The sequence below is a fragment of the Variovorax sp. F042 genome (assembly GCF_057814215.1).
In genome coordinates, this window is record NZ_JBVASX010000001.1 from 1,480,355 (window position 1) to 1,501,599 (window position 21,245).

Genomic DNA, 21,245 nt, shown 5'->3' on the forward strand with positions numbered 1-21,245 from the left:
TCCTTCAAGCGATACCTGATTTTAGGGGGACAAAGTGAACCGCCTCAAGAATGAGCCGCTCCAGTCCCCGTGAGGTCTTGTCGATGACGACAAGGGCTTGACCACCACTCGCTGATTGGGTTGGCGCCACGATGCGGCCGCCCACCGCGAGCTGCGCAATCCAGGCCTCGGGCACCGCCTCGCCGCCTGCCGCGGCAATGATGCCGGCATAGGGCGCGCCCTTGGCATAGCCGACCATCCCGTCGCCCAGCATCAGGTGCACCGTGGCCAAACGGAAGTGCCGCAGGTTGGCGCGCGCTCGCTCGTGCAGGCCACGCAGGCGCTCGATGCTGTAGACCTCGGTCGCAACATGATTCAGCACGGCCGCCTGGTAACCGCAACCGGTGCCGATCTCGAGCACGCGGCCCAGTTTGTCCTGCGGCTTTCCTGCCAGTGCGGGTGCACCCATCAGCAGCTCGATCATGCGGGCCACCACGTTGGGCTTCGAAATGGTCTGTCCCAACCCGATCGGCAGGCTCGTGTCCTCGTAGGCCTGATTGACCAGCGCACTGTCGACGAAACGATGACGCTCCACGGCGCCCATTGCGCGCAGAACGCGCGGATCGGAAATTCCTTGTGCTGCAAGCCTCTGCACCATGCGCGCGCGCACGGCATCAGACGCCATCGAGGGCGTGGAGTGCACCAAGGGCTTGGCCGGCACGGCGGGCATGCGCCCACGCGTGGCGGCAGAAGCAGTAGGTGTCAGGCGAACGGGGAAACTGGGCCGCTGTGTGGCCATGTCAGTTGCCGAGACGGGCCACCGTCTCGCGCCATTGGCCGAGGTTGGCGTGGTCGGTCAAGTCGATCTGCAGCGGTGTCAGCGCGATGTGGCCGGCTGCAGTGGCATGGAAGTCGGTGCCTTCGCCGCTGTCCTTGGCGCCGCCCGCGCCGGCGATCCAATACATGGTCTCGCCGCGCGGACTGTCCTGCGTGATCACCTTCTCAGCCGCATGGCGACGGCCGAGCCGGCAGACCTTGACGGGCTTCAACTCGTCGAAAGGCAGGTTCGGCACGTTCACGTTGAGCAGGAAAGCACCGCCGTCGAGCATGCGTTCGCGTTCGATCTGCTGCACCAGTCGACGCGCCACCTGGGCGGCCGCATCCACATGTGCCCAGCCTTTTTCGATCTGCGAGAACGCAATGGCCGGAATGCCGAACAGATAGGCCTCCATCGCCGCACCGACCGTGCCCGAATAGATGGTGTCGTCGCCCATGTTGGCACCGTTGTTGATGCCGGAAACCACCAGGTCGGGCCGATAGTCGAGCAGGCCCTTGAGCGCGATGTGCACGCAGTCGGCCGGGGTGCCGGTCACATAGCGAAAGCCGTTGTGCGCCTCGCGCACGTAGAGCGGTGCCGCCAGGGTCAGCGCGTTCGACTTGGCACTGTTGTTGTGCTCGGGTGCAACCACCTCGACCTCGGCGATGTCCTTGAGCGCGTCGTGCAGCGCGACGATGCCCGGCGCCTGAAAGCCATCGTCGTTGGAAATTAGTATCTTCATGGTGTCCTGGATGCGCTCAGATTGTAGGCGTCGGGTGCGTCGCAGCAGGGACAAGCCCACCCCACCGCGCCACCTATCATCGCCCGCATTCATTGGCCGAACATTACCTACCCGAAGGAGACCCGAGCATGCACGCATGGCTTTGCGAAAACCCCACCGGCGTCGACGCGCTGACCTGGAAAGAACTGCCGACACCGACACCGGGCCCGGGTCAGGTGCTGATCGAAATCAAGGCGGCGAGCCTGAATTTCCCAGATCTGCTGATCGTGCAGAACAAATACCAGATGAAGCCGCCCCTCCCCTTCGTGCCGGGCTCTGAATATGCGGGCGTCGTCCAGGCGGTCGGCGATGGTGTCACGCACCTCAAGGTCGGGCAGAACGTGGCCTGCCTTTCGGGCACTGGCGGCTTCGGCACCCATACGCTGGCGCCCGCGGCCCTGTGCATGCCGCTGCCTGAAGGTTTCGGTCACGTCGATGCGGCGGCTTTCATCATGATCTATGCCACATCGTGGCATGCACTGATGGACCGCGCGCAACTCAAGGCCGGCGAAACCGTGCTGGTGCTCGGCGCGGCCGGCGGCGTGGGCACGGCGGCCATCCAGATCGCAAAGGCTGCAGGGGCCAAGGTGATCGCGGCAGCCTCCACCGACGAGAAATGCGAGCTTTGCCGTTCCATCGGCGCCGATGCGACGATCAACTACACGACGCATGCGCTGCCCAACGGTTTTCGCGACGCCATCAAGGCCGCCACCGATGGCAAAGGACCGGACGTCATTTACGACCCGGTGGGCGGTGATTTTGCAGAGCCGGCCTTTCGCTCCATCGGCTGGCGCGGCCGTTATTTGGTCGTCGGTTTTGCGTCCGGCCCGATTCCGTCGCTGCCATTGAATCTGACGCTGCTGAAAGGCGCTTCGCTGGTCGGCGTGTTCTGGGGCGATTTCGCCAAGCGAGAACCCAAGGCCAATGCACAGATGATGGCGGAATTGGCGCACTGGTACGGTCAGGGAAAGATCAAGCCAGTGATCGACAGCACGATGCCGATGGCGGAATTGAAGGCCGCATACGCCCACATGGGTTCGCGCGGCGTTAAAGGAAAACTGGTGATGGTGAACTGAGCGCGTCACCCCTCAACGCCCAATAAAAAAGCCCGCGCATGCGGGCTTTTTTATTGGGCACCTGCCCAGCGAAAACAGGGGCACTTACTTGATCTCGTAATCAGAAAGCGACTTGCCTGCGGCCAATGCCTCAGTCACCCAACGCGGCTTACGGCCACGGCCACCAGACCAGGTTTCGCCCGTCGGGCCGCGGTATTTGGCGGCAGCCTTGGCCGGAGCGGCTCCCGCACTGCGCTTGGCCGCGCCCACACGGCCGGTAAGTTTCAGATCGGAAGCCGTCAAACCGTATTCGGCGATCTTCTTGCGCAACTCTTCAACCACGCCTGCGCGTTCCTGGTTGCGCAGGTCTTCAGCCTGCTTGCGCAATTGCGCAATCTGCTCGTCATGCTTCTTGATCTGGGAATTGATATCGGCGAGGGTCGAAGCCATTGTTGGACTCCTGAAATTGAAAACGGGTGGATTTTAATTCAGTTTACATTTGCCACAAGTACCTTACCGAGCGAAAAAAATGGCGGCGCATTGCATTAATGCAACAACTCGCAACGTAAAGCGCACCACTTTGGACGCGTTATATGCGAGTGAGATGGGGAAAAGAGTCTGCGGCGCGCAGGCAGAAGAAGAAGTTGCGGCGGCCAGAAATGGCAACGCCGGGGCAAGCCCGGCGCTGTGATCCTTTGAGCGCTATTGCGCAATAGCACAAAGGAGATATGAGATATTTTTTGGGGTGGCTGATGGGACTCGAACCCACGACGACCAGAATCACAATCTGTAGTCACAACCCAACATCTATGCGGGCTGCGGCGATGTTCATGGGAAGTCTACCAGCATTTTGGCATCGATCCGGCGCGGCTCGCCGGGCGACGGTTCCCACGTGTGTGAGGCCTCAACACCTCGAATCCGCTGCGTAGGCCGAAGAACATCTATTCACGAGCATGCCTTTTTCGCCCCTTCCACAGAGGGGGGAGAGCCGAATTTATCTATTCATCGACCCTGTGCAGTTCGTTGCCGGCGAGCATTGCAAAGCAGTTCGGCCGCGCACACGAAAGCTGTATATTCATACAGTGTCCTCCCGAATTCTTTACGAGGTGTTCCGCACCCGATTTGAAGGCAACAAACTGCCCTCGGAAGAGGCGGTCAAGCACACGCGCGCGGTTGGCGATCTGGTCTACACGGAGCGAGTCCCAGGGCCCAGGCCGGGGCGCGGAGTCTGGGCCGCCATGCTGCTGCGCGATGACCGCGAGACCTACATCATCCCGATACTGGACCGTGCGCGCCTTCGTCAGATCAGCGGCGGCATCCTCATCAGCGGCATCGAGATCGTGCCGCGCGGCCGCGGCATGAAGAACATCCGCTCCGATAACTACCCGCAGACCTGGTGGTGCCGCCCAGTCGCGATCACGAACAGCGGCTTCGAGCACGACGAGATCCCCAGGCCTTCGCCCGCCGAGTCCCGCCGCCAAGCGCGAGAGCTCGAGCACTCGGCGGAAGCGGTGCGCATCGCCGAGGCGATCAACCGCCGGCCGACCCGCAGGATGCCCTACAACCCAGAGACGGCCTCGGGCAACAGCCCGGGCTATTTCTAAGGCCCTGGCCTATCCTCCGCCCATGTGCAGCAACTACGAAGCCGTCTCCCGCAAGGACCGCCTGCTTTCGTTCTTCGGGGTCATTCGAGAGGACGATGACCGTCCGGTGCTCACCTGGCCGACGGGCATGGCTCCGTTCATCCGACTTGCCGAGGACGGGTCCGGCAACCGCCGCGTCGACGACGGTGCCTTCGGCCTGCTGCCCGGGTTCGCCAAGGAGCTCGTCTACGGCAAGAAAACCTACAACGCAAAGGCCGAAACCATCGCCACGCTGCCAAGTTTCAGGAGCGCCTGGCGCATGGGGCAGCGCTGCGTGATCCCTGCTGAAGCGATCTTCGAGCCCTACTACGAAACGGACCAGTCGAAGTCCGTGCGCTATCGCATCCAACAGCCTGGCGAGGTGCCCTTCGGCCTCGCCGGCATCTGGGAAAAGTGGACGACCCCGGAAACCGGCGAGGAGCTTTTCAGCTTCGCGATGATCACGATCAACGCTGATGGTCATCCGGTGATGTCGCGCTTCCACCGACCCGGCGAAGAGAAGCGCATGGTGGTGATCCTTGATCCTGAGGACTACGACGACTGGCTGAGCTGCCCCGTGCACGAAGCCCCGCGCTTCCTCCAGCAATGGATGGGGCAGTTGGAAACCTACGAGGCGCCGCTCGCTCCACGGGCGAAGAAGGAACGCCCAGCCGGCGAGCGAGCTCCGAAGCGCGCAGCCAAGGGAACACCGACACCACCGCCCCCGCAGTTGGACCTCTTCTAGACCCACTACGATCGCGCCATGACGACTCGCCCACGGATCTACCTTGCCGGCCCCGATGTTTTCCGGCCGAACGCGGCCGAGCACTTCGCCATGCTGACGGCGGTATGCGACTGCCTCGGCCTGGAGGCACTGGTGCCGTTCGACGACCAGGTAACCGCCGCGACTTCGCCGCAAGCGATCTACGAGGCGAACATGCAGAAGCTGCGCATGGCACAAGGCGTGGTGGCCAACCTCGAGCCCTTCCGCGGCGCGGAGCCAGATTCAGGCACGGTGTTCGAGGTGGGCGTGGCGGTGATGCTCGGGCTTCCAGTTGTCGCCTATGGGGTGCCGCCAGGGGACTACGTGAACCGCGTGGGCGAGCGTGCGCCGCTGCACCGTGACGCCGGCGGCGTGCTCCGAGATCCGGAGGGAATGGAAGTTGAGGACTTCGGCCTTCCGCTGAACCTGATGCTCTCGAACTCAGTCACGCAGGCCGTCGACGCCGAGGATGCGCTTAAGCAGCTCGCCGAGCTACTGCACGCCCCGCCCTAAGGTTCGGTCACCGCGTCGGCGTGTCGCTCGCAGATGGTGCCGGCACCGTGGGCAGCGTCAGCGAATCGCCCCAGCTCCCGAAGAGCCGCTCCACTCCCGCCGAGCAGCTCGGTAAGCAAATCGAGGGCGGCTTCGGCTGGCGGCCTTCCGCCGGCAACGACGGGCGCTGCGCTGGCTGCACGGACGGCTGCACGGAAGGCTTCGAGTTGTGCGCGCATCCGGCGCTCAGCAGTGCCAGCACGATCGGCATCAGCACGGTACACAGCAATCTGTTGTTGGCCATCTTGAATTACTCCATCGACGCGCGTGCGCCAGGTCTGTTCTTGGGCGCGCTGCGCGCGCTCTGCGAAACGAGCCGACTCCGCTTGCGCAGCGCGGTAGTCGGCGAGCTCTTTTTGCGCATTGGATGTCGCGACTTGCGCACTGGCAGCGCGGGACCGCTCGGCACAGCCGACGCCCCAACCGGACACAGCCAATGCCACGCATAACCAGATGACGATGTTGCGGACGTCGGGCATATCAGGCGGTCTGTAGTGCGGCCACGATGTCAGCGGCCGTGCTGGCACCCGTCAATGCGCCGATGGCGGTGATCGCACCAGGGCTCAGCTTCGCCGTATTGCCAGCCAGCGCCGTTGCGGCGGTTGTGCCCAGCGCCAGGCTCGACGTTCCTGCGCCGATCGCGGTTCGCGCAGCTGCTGCATCCGCGCCGGCCGCGATGAACGCCGGCTTAGCAGTCACTTCGGACCACGCGGGCGCGTAGTTGCCTGCCTTGGCCGTAGCAGCGGTGGTGCCCAGCACCAGGTTGCTGGTACCTGCACCGATGGCAGTTCGCGCCGCCACCGCATCGGCGGAAACAAGCACGGACCGGCCCACCTCGGACGCGTCTGTGATGTTTTCGGACGATACCGACGAGGGGCCGCCGGAGCCGCCATCCGGCGTTCCTTTGATGACGACTTGCACCACTTCGTCAGGATAGAGGGCGACGGCGAATGGTGGGCCAAAAGGCTGGAAGCCTTCGGCAATCCGAGCCGCAATGATCGTGTCGATCTGGTTCATCGGCGCGTGAACGAGCCGGTATTCGGTGATTGCCATGGAGGCTCTCCTTTCTGTGTTGATCTACTGGGCGGCCACGCAGGCGCGATGCCGCTCCTGCTGCCGCGACCACACGCCCTTGCAGCCCTGAGGGCCCCAGTTCTGCGGCAGCCGGCAGTCGCGGCCGGCTTGGAAACGCCATGCCAGTAGCGCATCGCAGGCCCCGCGATAGTCACCGCGCAGCAGCCAGGTACGCGGCGACTTCGGCTTCAGCCAATTGCCGATGCCGTATTGCCCCTCGAAATCCATGTAGAGGTCGTATTCCTCCTGGAGCAACTCCACACCGGGCAACGACTCAGCGAAGCGGCGCTCCTCGGCGCGATGCAGGTTGCGCGCGAGCTCCTCGGCGCGCCGGCGCGTGATCGCCGGATCTGCCAGCGTCACGCGCTTGCCGTCTTCGTAGCGGGTCGATCCATGACCGATCGTTGGAACATCACCCTGGGTAGGGATGTAGGGCTTCAGCACCTCGGCACCGTCCGCACGGACTGCAACAGGGCCGGTGCCCTCGTGCTGCACCCACGCGGCGAAGCCAGCTGCCGATAAGGTGAGGGCGGCAACCGCGATGCGTACGCCCTTCATCAGTCGTCCCTGCCCAGCTCGCCGAGGTCGGTGTCCGATCTCATGCCGCGGCGCAGGCGCGCGACGCGCAGCTCGTGCTCGACCAATTGCCGGCGGTTGGCCTCGCGCTTGTAGTACCACGCCAGCACCAGGCCGCCGATGGCTACGAGGGCGCCGACCAGTCCAAAAAACTCGTTGGAGAGGAACCAGCCCACACCGGTCATGCCGACGCCGGTCACGGATGCTTTCCCGCCCACGGCGGCCAAGGTGTCGATGGTTTCGTTTCGCATGAGCCCGGATGATTCCGGGCCGCGGCTTGTCTGTGAAACCCTACAGGGGCCCTTCTATTGGTCCGCGCGCATGCGCGACAGGTCCTCGCGCATCTGTGCGCGCATCGCACGCGGCGCCGTGTCTGCGATCCGCTGATCCTTCGACTTCTGCATCTCGCGCACCCGGCGCATGACGTCGGGGATGCGGATAAGCATCTTCTGCTCGGGGTTCTTGCCGTTCCAGTCAGCCACCGCCGCGCGCGCCTCGCGCACCTTGGCCTCGTCCTTCTCGAAGATGCCTGCCGCCCACTGCGCGCGAATCTCCTGTGCCCGCAGGTTGTAGAAACCTTTCGCCTGCTGGTTGAGGCTGTTGGCCTCCTGGATGGTGGCCACGCTTTGCGGCTGGAATCCGATCGCCTTCAGCGCCGCCTCGAGGTGGTTGGTGTCCAGCACCTTGTAGCCCTTGGCGTCCCGATACATGCCGGTCGCGGCCATGTCGGCACCCTTGGCCGCGTTGCGCACCGCTACGGGCGAAACCTCCAACAGACCGGCGCCCACGTTGCCCGTGGCCACGTTGAGCGCGCCCGAGAAGATGCGGCTTGCGAAGTCGCCAGCGGGTCCTGCAATCTCCAGGACGTCGCGCGTGTGGCTGGTCTTCTGCTGCAGCAGGCCAGTGCCCGGGATCAAGTTGCCCATGCCCAGTCGGCCCGAAACGTCGAGCGGCGCGCCCGGCAGGCCGCTCACGCCCTTGTCGAGGAAGTCAGCGATGCCCTTCGGCAGCATTGCTTCGAGCGCCTCCTGGCGCGCCTTCTTTGCCGAGAAGTTGTAGCCCAGCAGCTGCGCAAGACCGTCGATCACATCCTCGAGGTCTTCCGCGAAGGGAAGCCCGCCCGAACCGCCCATCATCATCAGCGTACCCAGCGCCAGGAGCGCGGCGCGCTTCCCTTCGGGTCCGCCCTGGGTGTACATGCGGTGCAGCAACTCGAGGTAGGCGATCGAGTAGGTCTTGAAGGTCATCAGCGTGCCGCCCACGGCGCCGCGACCCCACTGCATCTTCGATGCCTTCGAGTAGACGAACTGCGTTTCCTTCACGGCCCGGCTGGCGAAAGCCGCCGGGTCAGCCTCACCGCGATCGCGCGCCACACGGTACGCGGCGATGAAGGTGATGCGCCGGTTCACCTGCTCGGCCGCGCCGAAGACCTTGCCCCAGGCGAGAGACAGCCGAGCCAGCGCGTTCTGGCCAGCGGCGCGTGCCTCGCCCAGCCGCGTGCCGTCGCCAGCGCGCAGCGAGCCCGAGCCGCGTGCCTGCGCCATCAGCTGGTGCACCTCCTGCGGGCTGACCACGCCCTCCTCCTCGGCGGTCTTGAGCGCCTTCGCCAGATCCGGCTCGTACTGGAAGCCCTTCGTCGCCATGTTCTTGGCGGCGGCGCCAAGCGCCGCGGCGGCCTTGCGCGCGCCGCCGAACTGGCTGAGCCACGGGAAGGTCACGGCGGCGGGCTGCGTCATGTTCACGAACGCCGACGCGATCGAACCGCCCAAGTACTGAGCGAACAGCAGGCCGCGCACGGCCTGGGCCTCCTCCTGCGGGTTCTTCACGTACTCCGCCAGGCGCACCGCCACGTCCATCAGCTCCCCTTGCTCCTTCGGAATCGCATTGACTGCCTCGCCCAGGTCGCCCATGTTCAGACCAGCGGCCGTTTGACGGGAATTGCTGTAGATGAACGACGCCAGCACGCGGCCCACGTCTTCGCTGAAGCCGGCGATGCCCTTGCGGTGGATCAGCCGGCGCATCGCACTGCGGTTGGTCTTCGTGAGCTTGAGGTACTCCTGGAACGCTTGGTCCTGCGCGCGATCGCCGGTCGAATCCAGGCCCAGGGCGTTGCCGAAGAGCTCGAGCGTCTCGGGGGTCACGCCGGCGAACATCTTGAAGGCCTCCTCGGACAGCGTGCCTTGGCCCACCGCGGCGTCACCGAACTCGCCGCGCATGTTCGCGGCCATCGTGTTCGCCTCACGCGCGGTCTCGAAGAGGCCGAAGTACTGCCGCTCGCCTTTCGCGTCCACGACGTCGACGGTGTAGCGGCCGAAGCGCGACAGGGGCGCGTAGCCGCGGGCCTGCAGATCGCGCACCTTGTCGGCCCGATCGATGATGCCGTTGGCGGTGTTCATCAGCAGCGTGGAACGGTCGGGCTGGTCGCTGGCCAGTTGCGCGAGGTGGTCGCGAATCAGCACCGCCGCCGTCTGCGCGTCCGGCGCGTCCATCACCATCGTGCGCAGGCCCTTCGCGTCGTCGCCGGCGAAGCGCAGCATGTCGGCGCGTGCCATGGTGTCGAGGCTGCGGTTCGTGGCATCCCGGAACTCACGGTACAGCGCGACCTGGTCGTCGGTTAGCTGGAACATGCTGCGCAGCTCCGCATCGCTCCAGACCACGCCGGGCTGCAGCATGCGCGACTCGTAGCGCGATGCCACGGCCTTCTCGTAGGACTCGAGCGGCATGCCCTGCCACGCCTTCAGCATGCGCTCGTCGATCTGGCCATTGCGCAGCAGGCGCTGGGCCTTCTGCTCGGCGGAGAGACCGGCTGCGGCATCGATCAGGGTCTGCACCTGCACCGGCTTGCCTTGCTCGTCGCGCGCCCATGTCAGCGTACCCTCGAAAACGGGCTTGGCCACCGCCGTGTTGTCGGCAGCCGAGATTGGCGATTTCTTGATGTCGCGCCAGGTCTCCAGCTTCGGCAGCAACTTGGGGGCCAGTTCGGCCGCGTCTGTGGCGTAGTGGCTCACGTCGTCGACGAAGCCCTGCGCGGCATCGAACACAGGCTTGAACGCCGGCGAGCGTTCGGCCAGGTTGTACATGGTGCCGATCGTCTTGTGCCACCAGCTGAGCCGGCCAGGCGCCGAGAACGTTTTGTTCAGTTCGGCGGCTGCGGTGCGCGCGTACTCGCCCACGGTCGACCGACTGAACATGATGTCCGGGTTCAACTCATCGAAGGTGCCAGCGTTGCCGGTCGCGCTCTTGATCTGCGTCGGCTGGAAGGCAACGAATTCGCGCTCGCCGCCCTTGTGGTTCACGATGATGCCGTCGTAGCCGCGGCTGGCGAGCTCCTGTCGGACATAGTCCGCGTCCATTTCGGCACCGGGCTGCTCCATCACCTCGTTGACCACCTCCATCGGGGCGGGGTTCTTGATCGACAGGTAGACCTCGAGCGTTCGACCTTTGTCTCCCTGCGCATAGCCGTCCGCCGCCTGCTTCGAGTCGGTGAAGTAGAAGCCATTGCCCCAATCGGTGTTGCCGTTGCCCTCACCGATGAAATCGTCATCGAAGGCTGTGAAGGTCTGGTCGGTACCGTGGTAGACCTTGAGCGGTTTGCCGTCGCCGTCGACAACCTTGCTGTCCCCGAACCAGGCACGAAACGCCGGCGTGTCGGTCGGGTCAGCGGTCACGGCAGCCTCGGCCGCTGGGTTGACGCTGTAGATGCGATCGAGGACACTACGGATTGCTCCGGCACCCGCTCTGGCCTGCACCCCAGCTTCCGCTGCATCTGCACCAGTTTTGAAGGCGGTCTGCCGGAGTTTTTCTTTTAGGACTACCTCGTGCACGTACATGCGCTTGGCATTCGAGTCCGCCCTCACCAGCACCACCTCCACCATGTCGCGATCGCCAATGCGTACCGGCGCGGCCACGTGGTACACCATGCCCGCGTCGCGCGAGCCTTCCATCGCCTCGGCGTGGATGATCTTGCCGTTCTTCAACACGTCGGGCACCGCGGCAAAAGCGGTTGCCTTGTCACGGCCGATGCCGTGGAACAAGCTGCTCTTCACCGCTTGCCGATCCAGTGACACCAGGCCGATGCCCGCCACGTCCACCTGCGTGTTGCCGGTGTTCTCGTAGAACTGGGTCACCTTTTCGGTCAGCGGCACGCCGTCGGATGCAAACTCTTTGCCGCTCATCTCCGCCACCGGCGCTCCATCGAGGAACGAGCGGCTCTCGGCATCCACGTCGACGCCCTCGGCGCGGCTGAATGCGAGCCGCGCGCCTGCCTTGGCGGCACCTGCACCTCGCTCCACGAATTGGCGCGCTGGAAGGATGAAGTTGCGGATGATCTCGTCGTCCGTCAGCCGAAGGCCACGGAAACCCGGCACGTGCGCGCGCAACCAGGTCCTGATGGCAGCCACCGCGCGCCGCACGAAGTGCAATTCGGGCGTGTTCTGGGCCATCTCCGCCAGCACCTCTTCGGCAGCCGCACGACGGTCCAATTTGCTGACGCCTCGCAGGCCGTACTCGCGGATCTTCGCGTCCACGTCCGCGCGCCGCATGGTCGCGATCTGGTTGAGCACGCCGTCGAGCTGCTTGCCGAATCGACCGCGCAGCCCGTGGTGGCCGAGCACCTCGTGGTACAGCACGCGCGCCGCATCCTCTTGGCTGCCCAGCCGCGATGCCATCAGGTAGGCCTTGCCGCGGTAGTAGAAGCCCTCGGGCGCACCGCGGGCACCGCCGCTGCGCTGGCGCAGGTCGGCGCGGCGCGCCGCCTCTGGCACCACTGCGTCGTTCATGTCGAACGCCACCACAACATCAGGTGCGTTGTTCCAATTCGCACGGACCGCGTCGACCGTCTTCTGTACGCTCGCCACAGCTTGCATGCGCGCCCTCGGCGAGTACGGCATCCGGCTAAGCGCACGCATGGCCTCGGCGGCCGCCGGCGTCATGTTGGCCAGACCGTCGTCGGAGCGGCGGAACAACGCCATGTTGCCGCCCTCGCCTTCGCGCGTCTGGATCACGCCGACCAACCTGTCCAACGCCTGATTGATGGCGATACGTTCGGCGCCGTGCGGGAAGGGCCGCTTGACCCCCCAAGGCGTCAGGATGCCGGCGTTCTCCGGGCCATAGTTCAGGAACGGGCTCGTGCCGCCACGCTCTGCGATCTTGTCCTCCACATAGCCCTGGAAGGCTCGCGCGGCCATCTCGTGCGGCGTGGTCCAGTAGTCTTGCCCGCGGCCCTGGTCCAACTCGCGCGCATCCATGGCGAAGCTGGTGGGCACAGCACGCGTCTTCTCGGTGCTCTCCTGTGCGTCGGCCAACATCTTCAGGCGCTGGCTGTAGCGCTGCATGTCGCCGCGCAGCGCATCCAGCGTGCCCTTCTGATCTGCGGTGAACCCAGCCTGGCCGCGCACAGCCTTCAGGATGCCGCTCATCTTCTCCAGCACGTCATTGGTCCAGCGGAAGCCGGCCAGGCGCGCGGCTGCCTTGGGGTTCTTCGACTGCACTCGCAGTTCCAGCGCCTCGCCGTTGATGATCTGTTGGGCCAGCGTGTCGAACTCGGCCAACTGCTCGGCCGTAGCAGGCTTGTTGTTGCGCCTGAAGTAGTCGGGGAGCTTCTCCGAGAGGTATTTCCGGATGCCCGCCAGGCGGTTCTCCACTTCATTGCGCGACGTCGCGACGAACTGGTCGGCCTTCGCCGTGTCTTCGGTGTACTGCTCCGCCTTGCGCGTGATGGTGTTCATCAGGGCGCGGTAGGCGTCCTGAACCTCTGCGCGCATGCCCGAGCGCTCCCCGCGCGTGCCACCGGTGGCCGCATTGCGCTCGAAGTCATTGTTCACCTTCAGCGAGCGCGTGCCATCCTTGTCCGTCACCCACTCGGTGGGCGCCTTGCCATCCTGCCGCCCGAAGTAGTGGTCCATGGCGTGGAACCACTCATGCGCCAGCGAGCCGGCGCCGTTCATCTTCGTCAGGTTGATGACGGCCTTTTCAGGTTCGTAGTGCGCGCGTGCGCCGCTCAAACCGCTGCCGCGTGCGCCGAATGCCAAAGCCAGTTCACCGTCGAGGCTGATGGCCCGCGGCGGGATGCCCATGACATCGGCCAGGTCCAGCAGGCCGTCGTATGCATCGTTCAGCAGCTGCTGGCGGTCGGCTTGGTTGTTCCAGTTGCCGAACTCCACGCCGCGGAAACCGAAGGTGTCCCCGAAGTCGCCGTCCTTCACGTCGCCCGTGCGGCGCGCAGCTCCGATACGCTGCTCGCTTGCGGGGCGCGGCAGATCCGCTTCCCCGAAAGTGGTGTTGGTCTCGATGATCGCTGAAGCGTTCTCGGCCATGTAGCGCAGAGCATCCTCGCGCGTGTCGAAAGACTGTTCAACCACCTTCACGCGCTTGCGGTCGGTCACGTCACGCCAGATCTCGAACTTGCCGTCTCGCGTGTACGTCACCCGGTGTTTCAAAGCAACGGCCGCCAGGGGAAGTGCAGCCTCCGCTTCCTCGCGAGTCGCGTAGGTATCACGGCCGACCTGCCGAGGTTGCTTCATGAAGTCAAGCGAGCGCGTATCGCGGATGACCCAGCGCCCATCCTCGCTGCCGTCTCGACTCTTCGCGATCTGCGACACCTGGAAGCGACGCGCCCAGGCCGGGCGGTCGTCCTTCGGCGCGGCCACGCCGCGCGCGCCGGTCTTCTCCGCACGGTCCTTGCGAGCGCCGCCGATCTTCTCGCCGAAGTCCACGATCTTTCCGGCGTCAGACACGGACTCTGCAGGAGCAGCTGTTGGGGCTGCGGCCGGAACCTGCACCTTGGGTGTCGTTCCACCCATGCGCGCCGCCGGCCCGACCTTCAACTCGCGCTCGCTTGGCTGCGTGCTGTGAGTACGCTCAAGCTCGCCAGGAATAGGCTCAAACTTCGCCGCCCCGACCTTGCGCGCGGCGCGCACGGTGACCGACCAATTGCCCTCCTGGTCGGCTGGCTTGTAGCTGATGACTTCATCGAAGCCTTGGCCATAGCTGCGCACCACGTTGCCCGGCGTGAAATACGAGGCACGGGCTTCCTCCGCCTCGCGGGCGATACGGTCGGCCTTCAGTTCCCGCTTGGCTTTGGCCTCCCGAACCTTGGCAACAACACCTCGTGCCGGCTTCGTGGGTGCATCGCTTTTGCCGCTGGTCTTCTCAGACTCGGCAGCAGGCGCGGCGCTCGCCGCAGCAGCCGGGCGTGCCGGAGCGCTCGCGCTCGCTGCGTCGGTTGTGGAGCTGGGGAACTCGTGAGCAGCCGCAAGCAGGTCGTCGATGGGCGCATCTAGTCGGATGACGCGCACATCGCCGCCGCGCTCACGCGCCGCGAGCCATTGGTGGTGGCCATCGAGCACATGCCCGTCGCGCGACACCAGGATGGCGCGGTCGCCCCCCTGATAGTCTTTCGCCTGCTGCACGCGCGCTGGGCTGAACTCGGCCTGCGTGGGCTTGAGACTTGCCGCTGGCACGGTCTCTTCGGCGTGCGCAATTCCGCGCGCGTTCATGAAGTTGGTCATGGCGCCGCGGTGTTCGGCCTTGATTTGCGGCATCTCAGCCCGCGGTACGCCCTTGGTGCCTGAGTCGTTCGCGAACGTCGCCCACTCACCGTTCGACGTCTTCCGGTTCGGTTCAACAGGCGGCGTCGCTACAGAGGGCGCCGCGGCCACCGGCTCGGCGGACTTCGGTTGCACCACGAACCGCCGGTTGTCGGGCACCACCTGGTGCGTGTCGCTCAGACCCGAATCGTTTACGAAGGCGTCCGCCTTCTCCTGCGACAGGAACCAGGCCTTCCCTTGCTCCACGCGCTGCACCGCCTTCTCGCGCTTTGCCACGGGCGCGCCGCCAGCGGCAACCACACGCGCAGGCGCCACTGCCGGCGCTGCTGCCGACGGCTGCTCAGCGCGGCGGCCGCGCGCGCGCGCAATTCCTTCCTGCACGCTGGCCGGTGCCGGCGCTGCAGTCGCGGCGGCCGCCGCCGCAGCAGGTGCGGCTACTGCTTGCGTGGGCTGGGCTTGTCCTTGCTCGATCGGAGCTGCAGCAGCAACCGGTCGCGCGCCTTCGGCGACATCTGCCGCAGGCGCAATAGCGCCGCCAGCACGTTCTTCCGGGCCTGCGGCTCCGCGGGCAGTTTGAATGGCATCTGCAATCTCCTGATCGTTCGCGCCGAGTGCGCGGAGGAATTGTTCATCGGTAACGTTGCGCTGGTCCCCGAAGTCGGGGACGTCGTCCTCGAGCGCCGCTGCCATGTGGCCTTCGGTCTCGCGGTCCAGCGTGCGGTAGTAGTCGTCATAGAGCGAGCGATCTCGCTCGTCGAGGTCGGAGTAGTCGAGGACCGGCGGCGCGGCGCGGTTCGCAGCCGCCGCCTGTTCCTGTTCGGCCAGCGCGGCCGCATCGACCTGGCGCTGCGCATCCTGCAGCAGCTGGCCATGCGCGCCAGAGTCCACCGCGATCGCCGCGCCGGCCGACAGTGGGCCCGCAGTTGGATCGAGGCCCATCACTTCGGAGGGGCGCGGTGGTGCCGCGTGCTCGGCGAGGGCAAGTTCGCCCGTGTCGAACTCGCGGCGCACACCGGCGGGAGCGCCCTCGAATGGCACGCCATCTGTGGGAACCGGCGGCATCACATCGAGGGGAGGCCGGCTGCCGGGGTCGCGGGGATCGAACGTGCGTTGGATGCTCGCTGCCCCGCCCTCCACAACCGGCAGCACCTCCTCGCGCGCCACTGGCGGCTGCTCCTGCGACGAAAGCGTCATGCTGTCGGCAGGTGCCACCGGCGCGGTCTCGCCGCGCGCGCCAACACCATGCACCAGCGCCGCGCCGCCACCCATCGCGCCGCCGGCCAGCAGGCCCTGCGCCGCGGCCGCCCCCACGCCTTCGCCGATCGGCTTGTCCAGTGCGAGGTTCTGCAGCGCCTGCTCGGCCATCGACTGCGGCACCTCTTCGAGCACGCCTTCGGACACCACGCCCTCGCCTACCTGGCGCGCGAGCGAGCGCTGCGATGCACGACCAGGACCATTGATCGAGCCCTGGGCCAGCATCGTTTCAGCATCACCGATGCCAAGGCGCTGGGCTAGCTTTCCGCCCGCGGCGCCGAAGGCTGCGGTGGTGGCGCCCGTCGCAGCCGCCAGGGCCGACTGGGTTGGTGTCAGCAACCCGTCCTTGGTTTCGCCACGGATCTGCTCGGCCTGCGAGCCGGCACCGATCACGCCCTCGCCAGCAGCGCCAGCAACAGCGGCACCAATCTTCGGCGCGACTTTCAACAGCCCGCGTGCAACACCTGCGCCGCCCAGCATCTGGGGAATCGACTCGCCCACGCTGGTGGCGATCGTGCTCGGGTTTTCGAGCATCGCCTGGGCGGTACCGACAAAGCCATCCGCCGCGGCGACCTTCTTGTTCGCGGCCTTCTGGGCATCGGAATACTGATCCGCCAGGAAATCCTGGGTGTCCTTGAAACGGACGCCTGCATCGTCGAGCGCCTTGCCCACCCGGCCGCCTGTGGGAATGTCGGCAAGGCCGACGACAGCCTGCGGCAGCCCAACGGCGCCTTTCAACGCAGTGACGCCGATGTCCTTCGCGACGTCGAGGGCGGAGCGCTTCGGGCTCTCGGGCGAGTCGAGCTCACCCGAAAATGGCTTGAGGCTCTGCGGTGGGGCGTCGAGTTGCCCGTCAAAGGGCTTGAGATCGGAACTGGCCATCCCCCCATCCTCTAGGCGAGAGGAGGGAGAGTCGAACCCTATAGGGGTCCACCCCTCACGGGGCAGAGTCGGGCCAGCTAGCTGGCGGCACCTCGCCGAATCCGCACGGGTGCTGAAATGCCTTCGGGCTGGCTTTCCTGGGGTTCTACCGGCGGCGATCGCAGCTGGGGCTGATCGCGGGCAGCAATCTCTTTCCAACGGGCCTGACGTTTTGCGACGCGAGCCACCACGTGAGGCCATTCCAGCTCCACGAAGTTCGCAGGCGCCATCTTGAGGACGTCAGGCGATACCGCGCCCAGGGGGTTCAAATCGTGATGCACATAGCAGTACCTTGCATGATCTGAAAGCGCGATCGAAGCAATCTGGCGGCATGCTTTGGGAAGCTGGTCGGCGGCGTTCGGGCCGCTTATCGTCTTGAGGTACGCCTCGGCGATGTTGATCGCCCACTGCGCCTGCATCGGCCCATTCCCTTTGCGCTTGGCCGGAATGATGTGCAAGTTTGCCAACCTACTTTCCAGGCAAAGCAGTGGGTGCATCACCTTGATGACTGCCCCGCCGTGGAGTTCCACCCTTACAGCCAGGTCGTGAATGCGTTCGCTGCTCGGGCCGACAATGGATCTCATGAAGTCCATGAGCAGGATCCGCCCGTCGGGGCGTTCCAAATAGGCCAAGGCCGAACTCAAAGTGGGGTCAAAGTCAGGCGCGAGTTGCAGTTCAACTGATTCCTTGGGGCCCAGAAGGTCGCAAAACCACTTTGCGTCAACCTTGCCGCCAAGCCAGTCGACGTCTTCTGTGAGAGGGTTTGCTTCACCAATGGGGTTGGGTACATCCAGCAAGACCCCCCAAACCTCGATCGCTTGCCCACCAACTAGGATGAGTCGTGAGGGATCAGTGGCAAGCTTGCTGCTGACAAAGCGAAAATCGTCTCGAGTGAACGAGTCAATCCCCTGCCTCCTTACTTGAAGGCTCAGCCGCATAGAGGGAAAAACTTAGAGCTCAGGCCAGCAGATGACCTTGGCCGCAGCATCCGCCGGCAGAAAGCCGAATGCGCGTCGCGCGTCCTCGACCCGAGGACCGCAACTTGAGGCAGAGACTCGACGGGCAGCCTTCTTCACGGCAGCAAGATTCGGTCGTCCCAGCTTGTGAGAGGAACGCTTGGCCGCAACGGGAGAAACTGACATCAAAATCATTGAAGGCCTCAACTGTTTCTTCAACCAAATTCACGCGCTCCAAAGTGGAGCAAAAAAGCACACGCTTTTGCGTGTGCCAACTCGTGAGATCGATCGTTCGAAACGTTGCTGAAAGAATGAAGTGATTTTCGCACACCATTTTGGTTTGTCAAAACCAACAGCGTTTAAACAAGCACTTAACGTAGAGCTTTCTGAATAGAGCACCCAAGTTTCGCCGAAGTGAAAAGGAACTACATCAGAGATTTGGGGAGCATTCTAATGAAATCAAGGGATTTTCACAGAGTGCTCACTAACTTTTCGCTTCAATGTCCGTGGCACCCCGCTCTTCCTGACGGGTTCTTTGCCAACATTGAAGCCCGCCCAAGGCAGGTTGGATAGAGAAAATCACCCTCCAACGAAGCGTTTGCCCTGCGCGTCCTCGTAGACCGGCTTGCCTCCCGACGTGCCGACTTGGCGCGTCATGCCCGGCGGCAGCCCGGCGCGCTGCCCTTGGCCGGCCGGCTGATCGACGAACTGCCCGGTCTGGTTGTTGAACACCCGTGCCGGTCGAGTCGTGAGCTGCTGCGTGGTCGGGTCCACTTCCTGGCCACCGGCGACGACGGTGAAGCGGTTGGAGTGGTCCTTGCCCGTCAGCGTGCGGATCTGCTCGCCGATCGCAGCCCTCTCTTCGGGTTTCGCCTTTTCGTACTGCTCGTACAGCTTCTCCACACGCTGCGCGCCGCGCGTCTGGAAGCCCTGGGCTTCCTGGCGCAGCGCCAGCTCTCCACGCTGAACGTCGTTGGACGCGCCGGCGCGCGCATTGGCGCCGGCCTCCTGCGCCACCGTGCGACCGGACGCGCCCGACTGCTGCATGGCCTCGCGTTCCAGCGCCGCCGCATTGTTGGCGGCCGTGGTGTCGCGCGTTACGGCGTTCCGCGCGTTGGCTTCGTCCATGCCCGCAAGCGTCCGCAGCTGGTTCGCCGTGAGCTGCCCGTTTGGCGACCCCCTGTATGCCGTGCTCGCAGCCCCGATTGCGGTCCGGCGCACTCGGTCTGCCTGCGTATCGTCTCCGATCACCGAGAGGCCGTTGCCAGGGCTGAAGCCGCGGGCAACAACATCGGTGGCGGCCACGCGCTCGCCGGCTCGCGCCGCTACGCCGCGCGCCTCGAGCGCATCTGCGGCGGCCATGTTCTGGGCACTGGGCCCGCTCCGCGGCGCAAAGCCCGCGGCGGCAGCTGCTGGCGAGTCGCCGTAGCTGTTCCCCTGACGGTACACACCCGGCATGACCTGACTCGCGGCGGGAGTGGCCGCGGGTGTCTCGGTCGACGATGACGCGGTGGTCGGCGCAATGACGGGCGCCGTCGCAGCGGGTCGAACGGCAGGGGCGGCAGCCGGAGCGGGACCTGCCGGGTGCCCACGGCCCCACCCCTCGCCGACGCCAGCAAATCCGCGGCTGGTTGGCGCAGGCGCCGCACTCTCGCTGCCCTTGAACAAAGTGGAACGTGGGTCGGTGAATGCATCGAGGCGTCCAGATCCATCTTGCACCTTGGCTGGCTCGAAAGCCGAGGGCCCGGTTGCCACGTAGGGTTGCATCATGCCGCCGCGCGTGCCCGCCGTCGGCTCGCGCCGATAGACGCCGAACGCAGCACCCTGCGTCTGCGCGAGCGGATTCGTCTCGGCGCGCGGTGCGGGCGCGGCCGCGGGCGCCGGGAGCGCCTGCGGGCTCGGTGCCATGGATGCCGTCAGCATCGGCAGCGGCGCCGGGATACTTGCGCTGACGTCCGATCCTCCCGTGGGCCCCCCAGCCGCCCTGCGGCGCGATTGCTCGTCGATTAGGCCGCCGTCGGCAAAGAACAGCTCCTGGTCATCGTCGCGGGGGCGGAAACCACCCGACGCGCCCGCCGGCGCGTGCGTCGCGTCCTTGATCGCATCAAGTGCCTGCACGCCGACAGCATGCACCTGCTCGGGCGGCAGCTGGAATTCGCCATTGCTCAGGTTCACCGGCACCTTTTCCGGGCTGAAGCCCAGGGCTGCGACACCCTCCTCGCCCATTTGTTCGGTTGAATCGGCCGGCATGATGTAGGTGCCTGGGCGGGCCTCGGTTTCGATGCTGTCGGACGTCCCGGTGCCCGGCCCCCGCACCGGGCCGCCGTCCTTCAGCCCGGCCGCCTTCATGCGTCGCTCTGTCGCGCTCATGCCTGCGTACTGGGTCAGCGCCCGCTCGGGCGCGGGCGCAGGAGCGGGCGCCGCGATCGGCGCGGGTGCAGGCGTTGCTGCGGCGCCGGCGTCGACCGGCTCCGGAATGCCCATCACGCGACGGATGAGGCCTCGCACCAGGCCTCCTTCGGCAAGGTGTTGCGCCGGAGCGCGCTTGGTGGCGGATTCAAAGCCGTGCATGGGTCTACCTCTCGATCTCGATGCGCGCCATTCTTTAGACGTACTGCCCACCCGTCGAACCCCACGGGGGTGCGAGTAACATTTCGCAAAAATTGGAGGTAGGTGTCCATGAAACGCATCGTCTTTCTGGCCCTGGTGCTGGCCGCGTGCAGTGCCTCAGCGCAGGTCACGAAGTGCAAGCTGCCGAACGGCACGATCACGTACGGTGACGGGCCTTGCCCGGCCGGCGCCGCGGATTCCCGCATCAACACGACGGCCAATGTCCTCGATGGCTCGGACCAGCGCGCAGCGGCCGCGCGCATACGCGACGCCCAGTCGCGCAACGATCAACCGGCGCCCGGCGCCGCCATCATTGGCGGCGGCAGCACGAGGTCGGGAGTGCCCATCGACGATGCGGCATGCCGGGCCGCGCAACGCGACTTGACCATGGCTGGCAGCAGAGTACGCACAGAGGTTGCCCGCGGCAACCACCCAGGCCCGGGCGGATCGGCAGTTCGCTCCGCCGAGCTCAAGGTCGATGCCGCGTGCGGCACGAACCTGGCGGAGAGTCGCACAGCTTCGAGCAACGCGCGCCCGACGAGCGCGGCACCATCGCCGATTCCCGAAGCGCCCGCACAGATTGTCAACTGCGATCCGGCTGGATGCTGGGACACGGCGGGCCGACGCTACAACAATGCAGCGGGCGGCAACTTCACCCGGTCAGATGGAGCCTTCTGCACTCGCGCGGGACCAAATGCAATCTGCAATTGATCGGTGAGCGCAAAGGTGGCATGACCC

Annotated in this window: 15 protein-coding genes; 5 read left to right on the plus strand and 10 right to left on the minus strand. The window is 65.5% G+C overall.

The window, feature by feature from the left end; translation table 11 throughout:
- Window positions 1-4: 4 nt before the first annotated feature.
- Complete coding sequence (locus ACZYSP_RS07135) at window positions 5-778, minus strand: protein-L-isoaspartate(D-aspartate) O-methyltransferase (protein ID WP_093077699.1); 774 nt, start codon at window positions 776-778, stop codon at window positions 5-7.
- Between the two features lies 1 nt (window position 779).
- Entirely contained in the window at window positions 780-1,538 is a 759-nt protein-coding gene (gene surE, locus ACZYSP_RS07140; RefSeq protein ID WP_093051172.1) for a 5'/3'-nucleotidase SurE, read from the minus strand.
- A 128-nt stretch (window positions 1,539-1,666) separates the two neighbouring features.
- Here surE and ACZYSP_RS07145 point away from each other — a divergent pair, with 128 nt between their 5' ends.
- Window positions 1,667-2,653, plus strand: a complete 987-nt coding sequence (locus tag ACZYSP_RS07145) for an NADPH:quinone oxidoreductase family protein (RefSeq protein ID WP_093051175.1) — start codon at window positions 1,667-1,669, stop codon at window positions 2,651-2,653.
- Window positions 2,654-2,737: 84 nt separating this feature from the next.
- Here ACZYSP_RS07145 and ACZYSP_RS07150 read toward each other — a convergent pair whose 3' ends face one another.
- On the minus strand, window positions 2,738-3,082 hold the full coding sequence (locus ACZYSP_RS07150; RefSeq protein ID WP_093051178.1) for an H-NS histone family protein: 345 nt from the start codon (window positions 3,080-3,082) through the stop codon (window positions 2,738-2,740).
- A 563-nt stretch (window positions 3,083-3,645) separates the two neighbouring features.
- Here ACZYSP_RS07150 and ACZYSP_RS07155 point away from each other — a divergent pair.
- Genes ACZYSP_RS07155 through ACZYSP_RS07165 form a run of 3 tightly spaced genes read left to right on the plus strand, consistent with a single transcriptional unit; the run spans window position 3,646 to window position 5,530 of the window.
- Window positions 3,646-4,236 (plus strand): hypothetical protein, encoded by a 591-nt coding sequence (locus ACZYSP_RS07155; protein WP_489013336.1) that lies wholly within the window; start codon window positions 3,646-3,648, stop codon window positions 4,234-4,236.
- A 22-nt stretch (window positions 4,237-4,258) separates the two neighbouring features.
- Window positions 4,259-4,999, plus strand: coding sequence for an SOS response-associated peptidase (locus tag ACZYSP_RS07160; RefSeq protein WP_489013337.1), 741 nt, complete (start codon window positions 4,259-4,261; stop codon window positions 4,997-4,999).
- 18 nt (window positions 5,000-5,017) lie between these two features.
- Window positions 5,018-5,530 (plus strand): nucleoside 2-deoxyribosyltransferase, encoded by a 513-nt coding sequence (locus ACZYSP_RS07165; RefSeq protein WP_489013338.1) that lies wholly within the window; start codon window positions 5,018-5,020, stop codon window positions 5,528-5,530.
- Here ACZYSP_RS07165 and ACZYSP_RS07170 read toward each other — a convergent pair.
- The 7 genes from ACZYSP_RS07170 to ACZYSP_RS07200 all read right to left on the minus strand — a co-directional run bounded on the left by ACZYSP_RS07170 (window position 5,527) and on the right by ACZYSP_RS07200 (window position 20,468).
- The gene (locus tag ACZYSP_RS07170; RefSeq protein ID WP_489013339.1) at window positions 5,527-6,048 is read right to left on the minus strand and encodes a DUF2514 family protein; all 522 of its coding nucleotides are present in this window, start codon (window positions 6,046-6,048) and stop codon (window positions 5,527-5,529) included. The two genes, ACZYSP_RS07165 and ACZYSP_RS07170, sit on opposite strands and share 4 nt — an antisense overlap.
- Window position 6,049: 1 nt before the next feature.
- Window positions 6,050-6,622, minus strand: a complete 573-nt coding sequence (locus tag ACZYSP_RS07175; RefSeq protein WP_489013340.1) for a hypothetical protein — start codon at window positions 6,620-6,622, stop codon at window positions 6,050-6,052.
- A 24-nt stretch (window positions 6,623-6,646) separates the two neighbouring features.
- Entirely contained in the window at window positions 6,647-7,201 is a 555-nt protein-coding gene (locus tag ACZYSP_RS07180) for a glycoside hydrolase family protein (protein ID WP_489013341.1), read from the minus strand.
- On the minus strand, window positions 7,201-7,470 hold the full coding sequence (locus ACZYSP_RS07185; protein WP_013540476.1) for a holin: 270 nt from the start codon (window positions 7,468-7,470) through the stop codon (window positions 7,201-7,203). Before ACZYSP_RS07185 ends, ACZYSP_RS07180 begins: the two co-directional genes overlap by 1 nt.
- A gap of 54 nt (window positions 7,471-7,524) precedes the next feature.
- The gene (locus ACZYSP_RS07190; RefSeq protein WP_489013690.1) at window positions 7,525-16,902 is read right to left on the minus strand and encodes a PLxRFG domain-containing protein; all 9,378 of its coding nucleotides are present in this window, start codon (window positions 16,900-16,902) and stop codon (window positions 7,525-7,527) included.
- A gap of 77 nt (window positions 16,903-16,979) precedes the next feature.
- Window positions 16,980-17,738, minus strand: coding sequence for a hypothetical protein (locus tag ACZYSP_RS07195; protein WP_489013342.1), 759 nt, complete (start codon window positions 17,736-17,738; stop codon window positions 16,980-16,982).
- Between the two features lie 738 nt (window positions 17,739-18,476).
- The gene (locus ACZYSP_RS07200) at window positions 18,477-20,468 is read right to left on the minus strand and encodes a hypothetical protein (RefSeq protein WP_489013343.1); all 1,992 of its coding nucleotides are present in this window, start codon (window positions 20,466-20,468) and stop codon (window positions 18,477-18,479) included.
- 108 nt (window positions 20,469-20,576) lie between these two features.
- On the opposite strand from ACZYSP_RS07200, the gene ACZYSP_RS07205 reads away from it, so the two are divergent.
- Window positions 20,577-21,218 (plus strand): DUF4124 domain-containing protein, encoded by a 642-nt coding sequence (locus ACZYSP_RS07205; RefSeq protein ID WP_489013344.1) that lies wholly within the window; start codon window positions 20,577-20,579, stop codon window positions 21,216-21,218.
- The last annotated feature ends 27 nt before the right edge of the window (window positions 21,219-21,245 follow it).

What these genes read in the sequence shown, in the direction of transcription:
- ACZYSP_RS07135 (WP_093077699.1), bottom strand. Translation starts at nt 778, where the DNA reads ATGGCCACACAGCGGCCCAGTTTCCCCGTTCGCCTGACACCTACTGCT.
- surE (WP_093051172.1), bottom strand. Translation starts at nt 1,538, where the DNA reads ATGAAGATACTAATTTCCAACGACGATGGCTTTCAGGCGCCGGGCATC.
- ACZYSP_RS07145 (WP_093051175.1), top strand. Translation starts at nt 1,667, where the DNA reads ATGCACGCATGGCTTTGCGAAAACCCCACCGGCGTCGACGCGCTGACC.
- ACZYSP_RS07150 (WP_093051178.1), bottom strand. Translation starts at nt 3,082, where the DNA reads ATGGCTTCGACCCTCGCCGATATCAATTCCCAGATCAAGAAGCATGAC.
- ACZYSP_RS07160 (WP_489013337.1), top strand. Translation starts at nt 4,259, where the DNA reads ATGTGCAGCAACTACGAAGCCGTCTCCCGCAAGGACCGCCTGCTTTCG.
- ACZYSP_RS07165 (WP_489013338.1), top strand. Translation starts at nt 5,018, where the DNA reads ATGACGACTCGCCCACGGATCTACCTTGCCGGCCCCGATGTTTTCCGG.
- ACZYSP_RS07170 (WP_489013339.1), bottom strand. Translation starts at nt 6,048, where the DNA reads ATGCCCGACGTCCGCAACATCGTCATCTGGTTATGCGTGGCATTGGCT.
- ACZYSP_RS07175 (WP_489013340.1), bottom strand. Translation starts at nt 6,622, where the DNA reads ATGGCAATCACCGAATACCGGCTCGTTCACGCGCCGATGAACCAGATC.
- ACZYSP_RS07180 (WP_489013341.1), bottom strand. Translation starts at nt 7,201, where the DNA reads ATGAAGGGCGTACGCATCGCGGTTGCCGCCCTCACCTTATCGGCAGCT.
- ACZYSP_RS07185 (WP_013540476.1), bottom strand. Translation starts at nt 7,470, where the DNA reads ATGCGAAACGAAACCATCGACACCTTGGCCGCCGTGGGCGGGAAAGCA.
- ACZYSP_RS07190 (WP_489013690.1), bottom strand. Translation starts at nt 16,902, where the DNA reads ATGGCCAGTTCCGATCTCAAGCCCTTTGACGGGCAACTCGACGCCCCA.
- ACZYSP_RS07200 (WP_489013343.1), bottom strand. Translation starts at nt 20,468, where the DNA reads ATGCACGGCTTTGAATCCGCCACCAAGCGCGCTCCGGCGCAACACCTT.
- ACZYSP_RS07205 (WP_489013344.1), top strand. Translation starts at nt 20,577, where the DNA reads ATGAAACGCATCGTCTTTCTGGCCCTGGTGCTGGCCGCGTGCAGTGCC.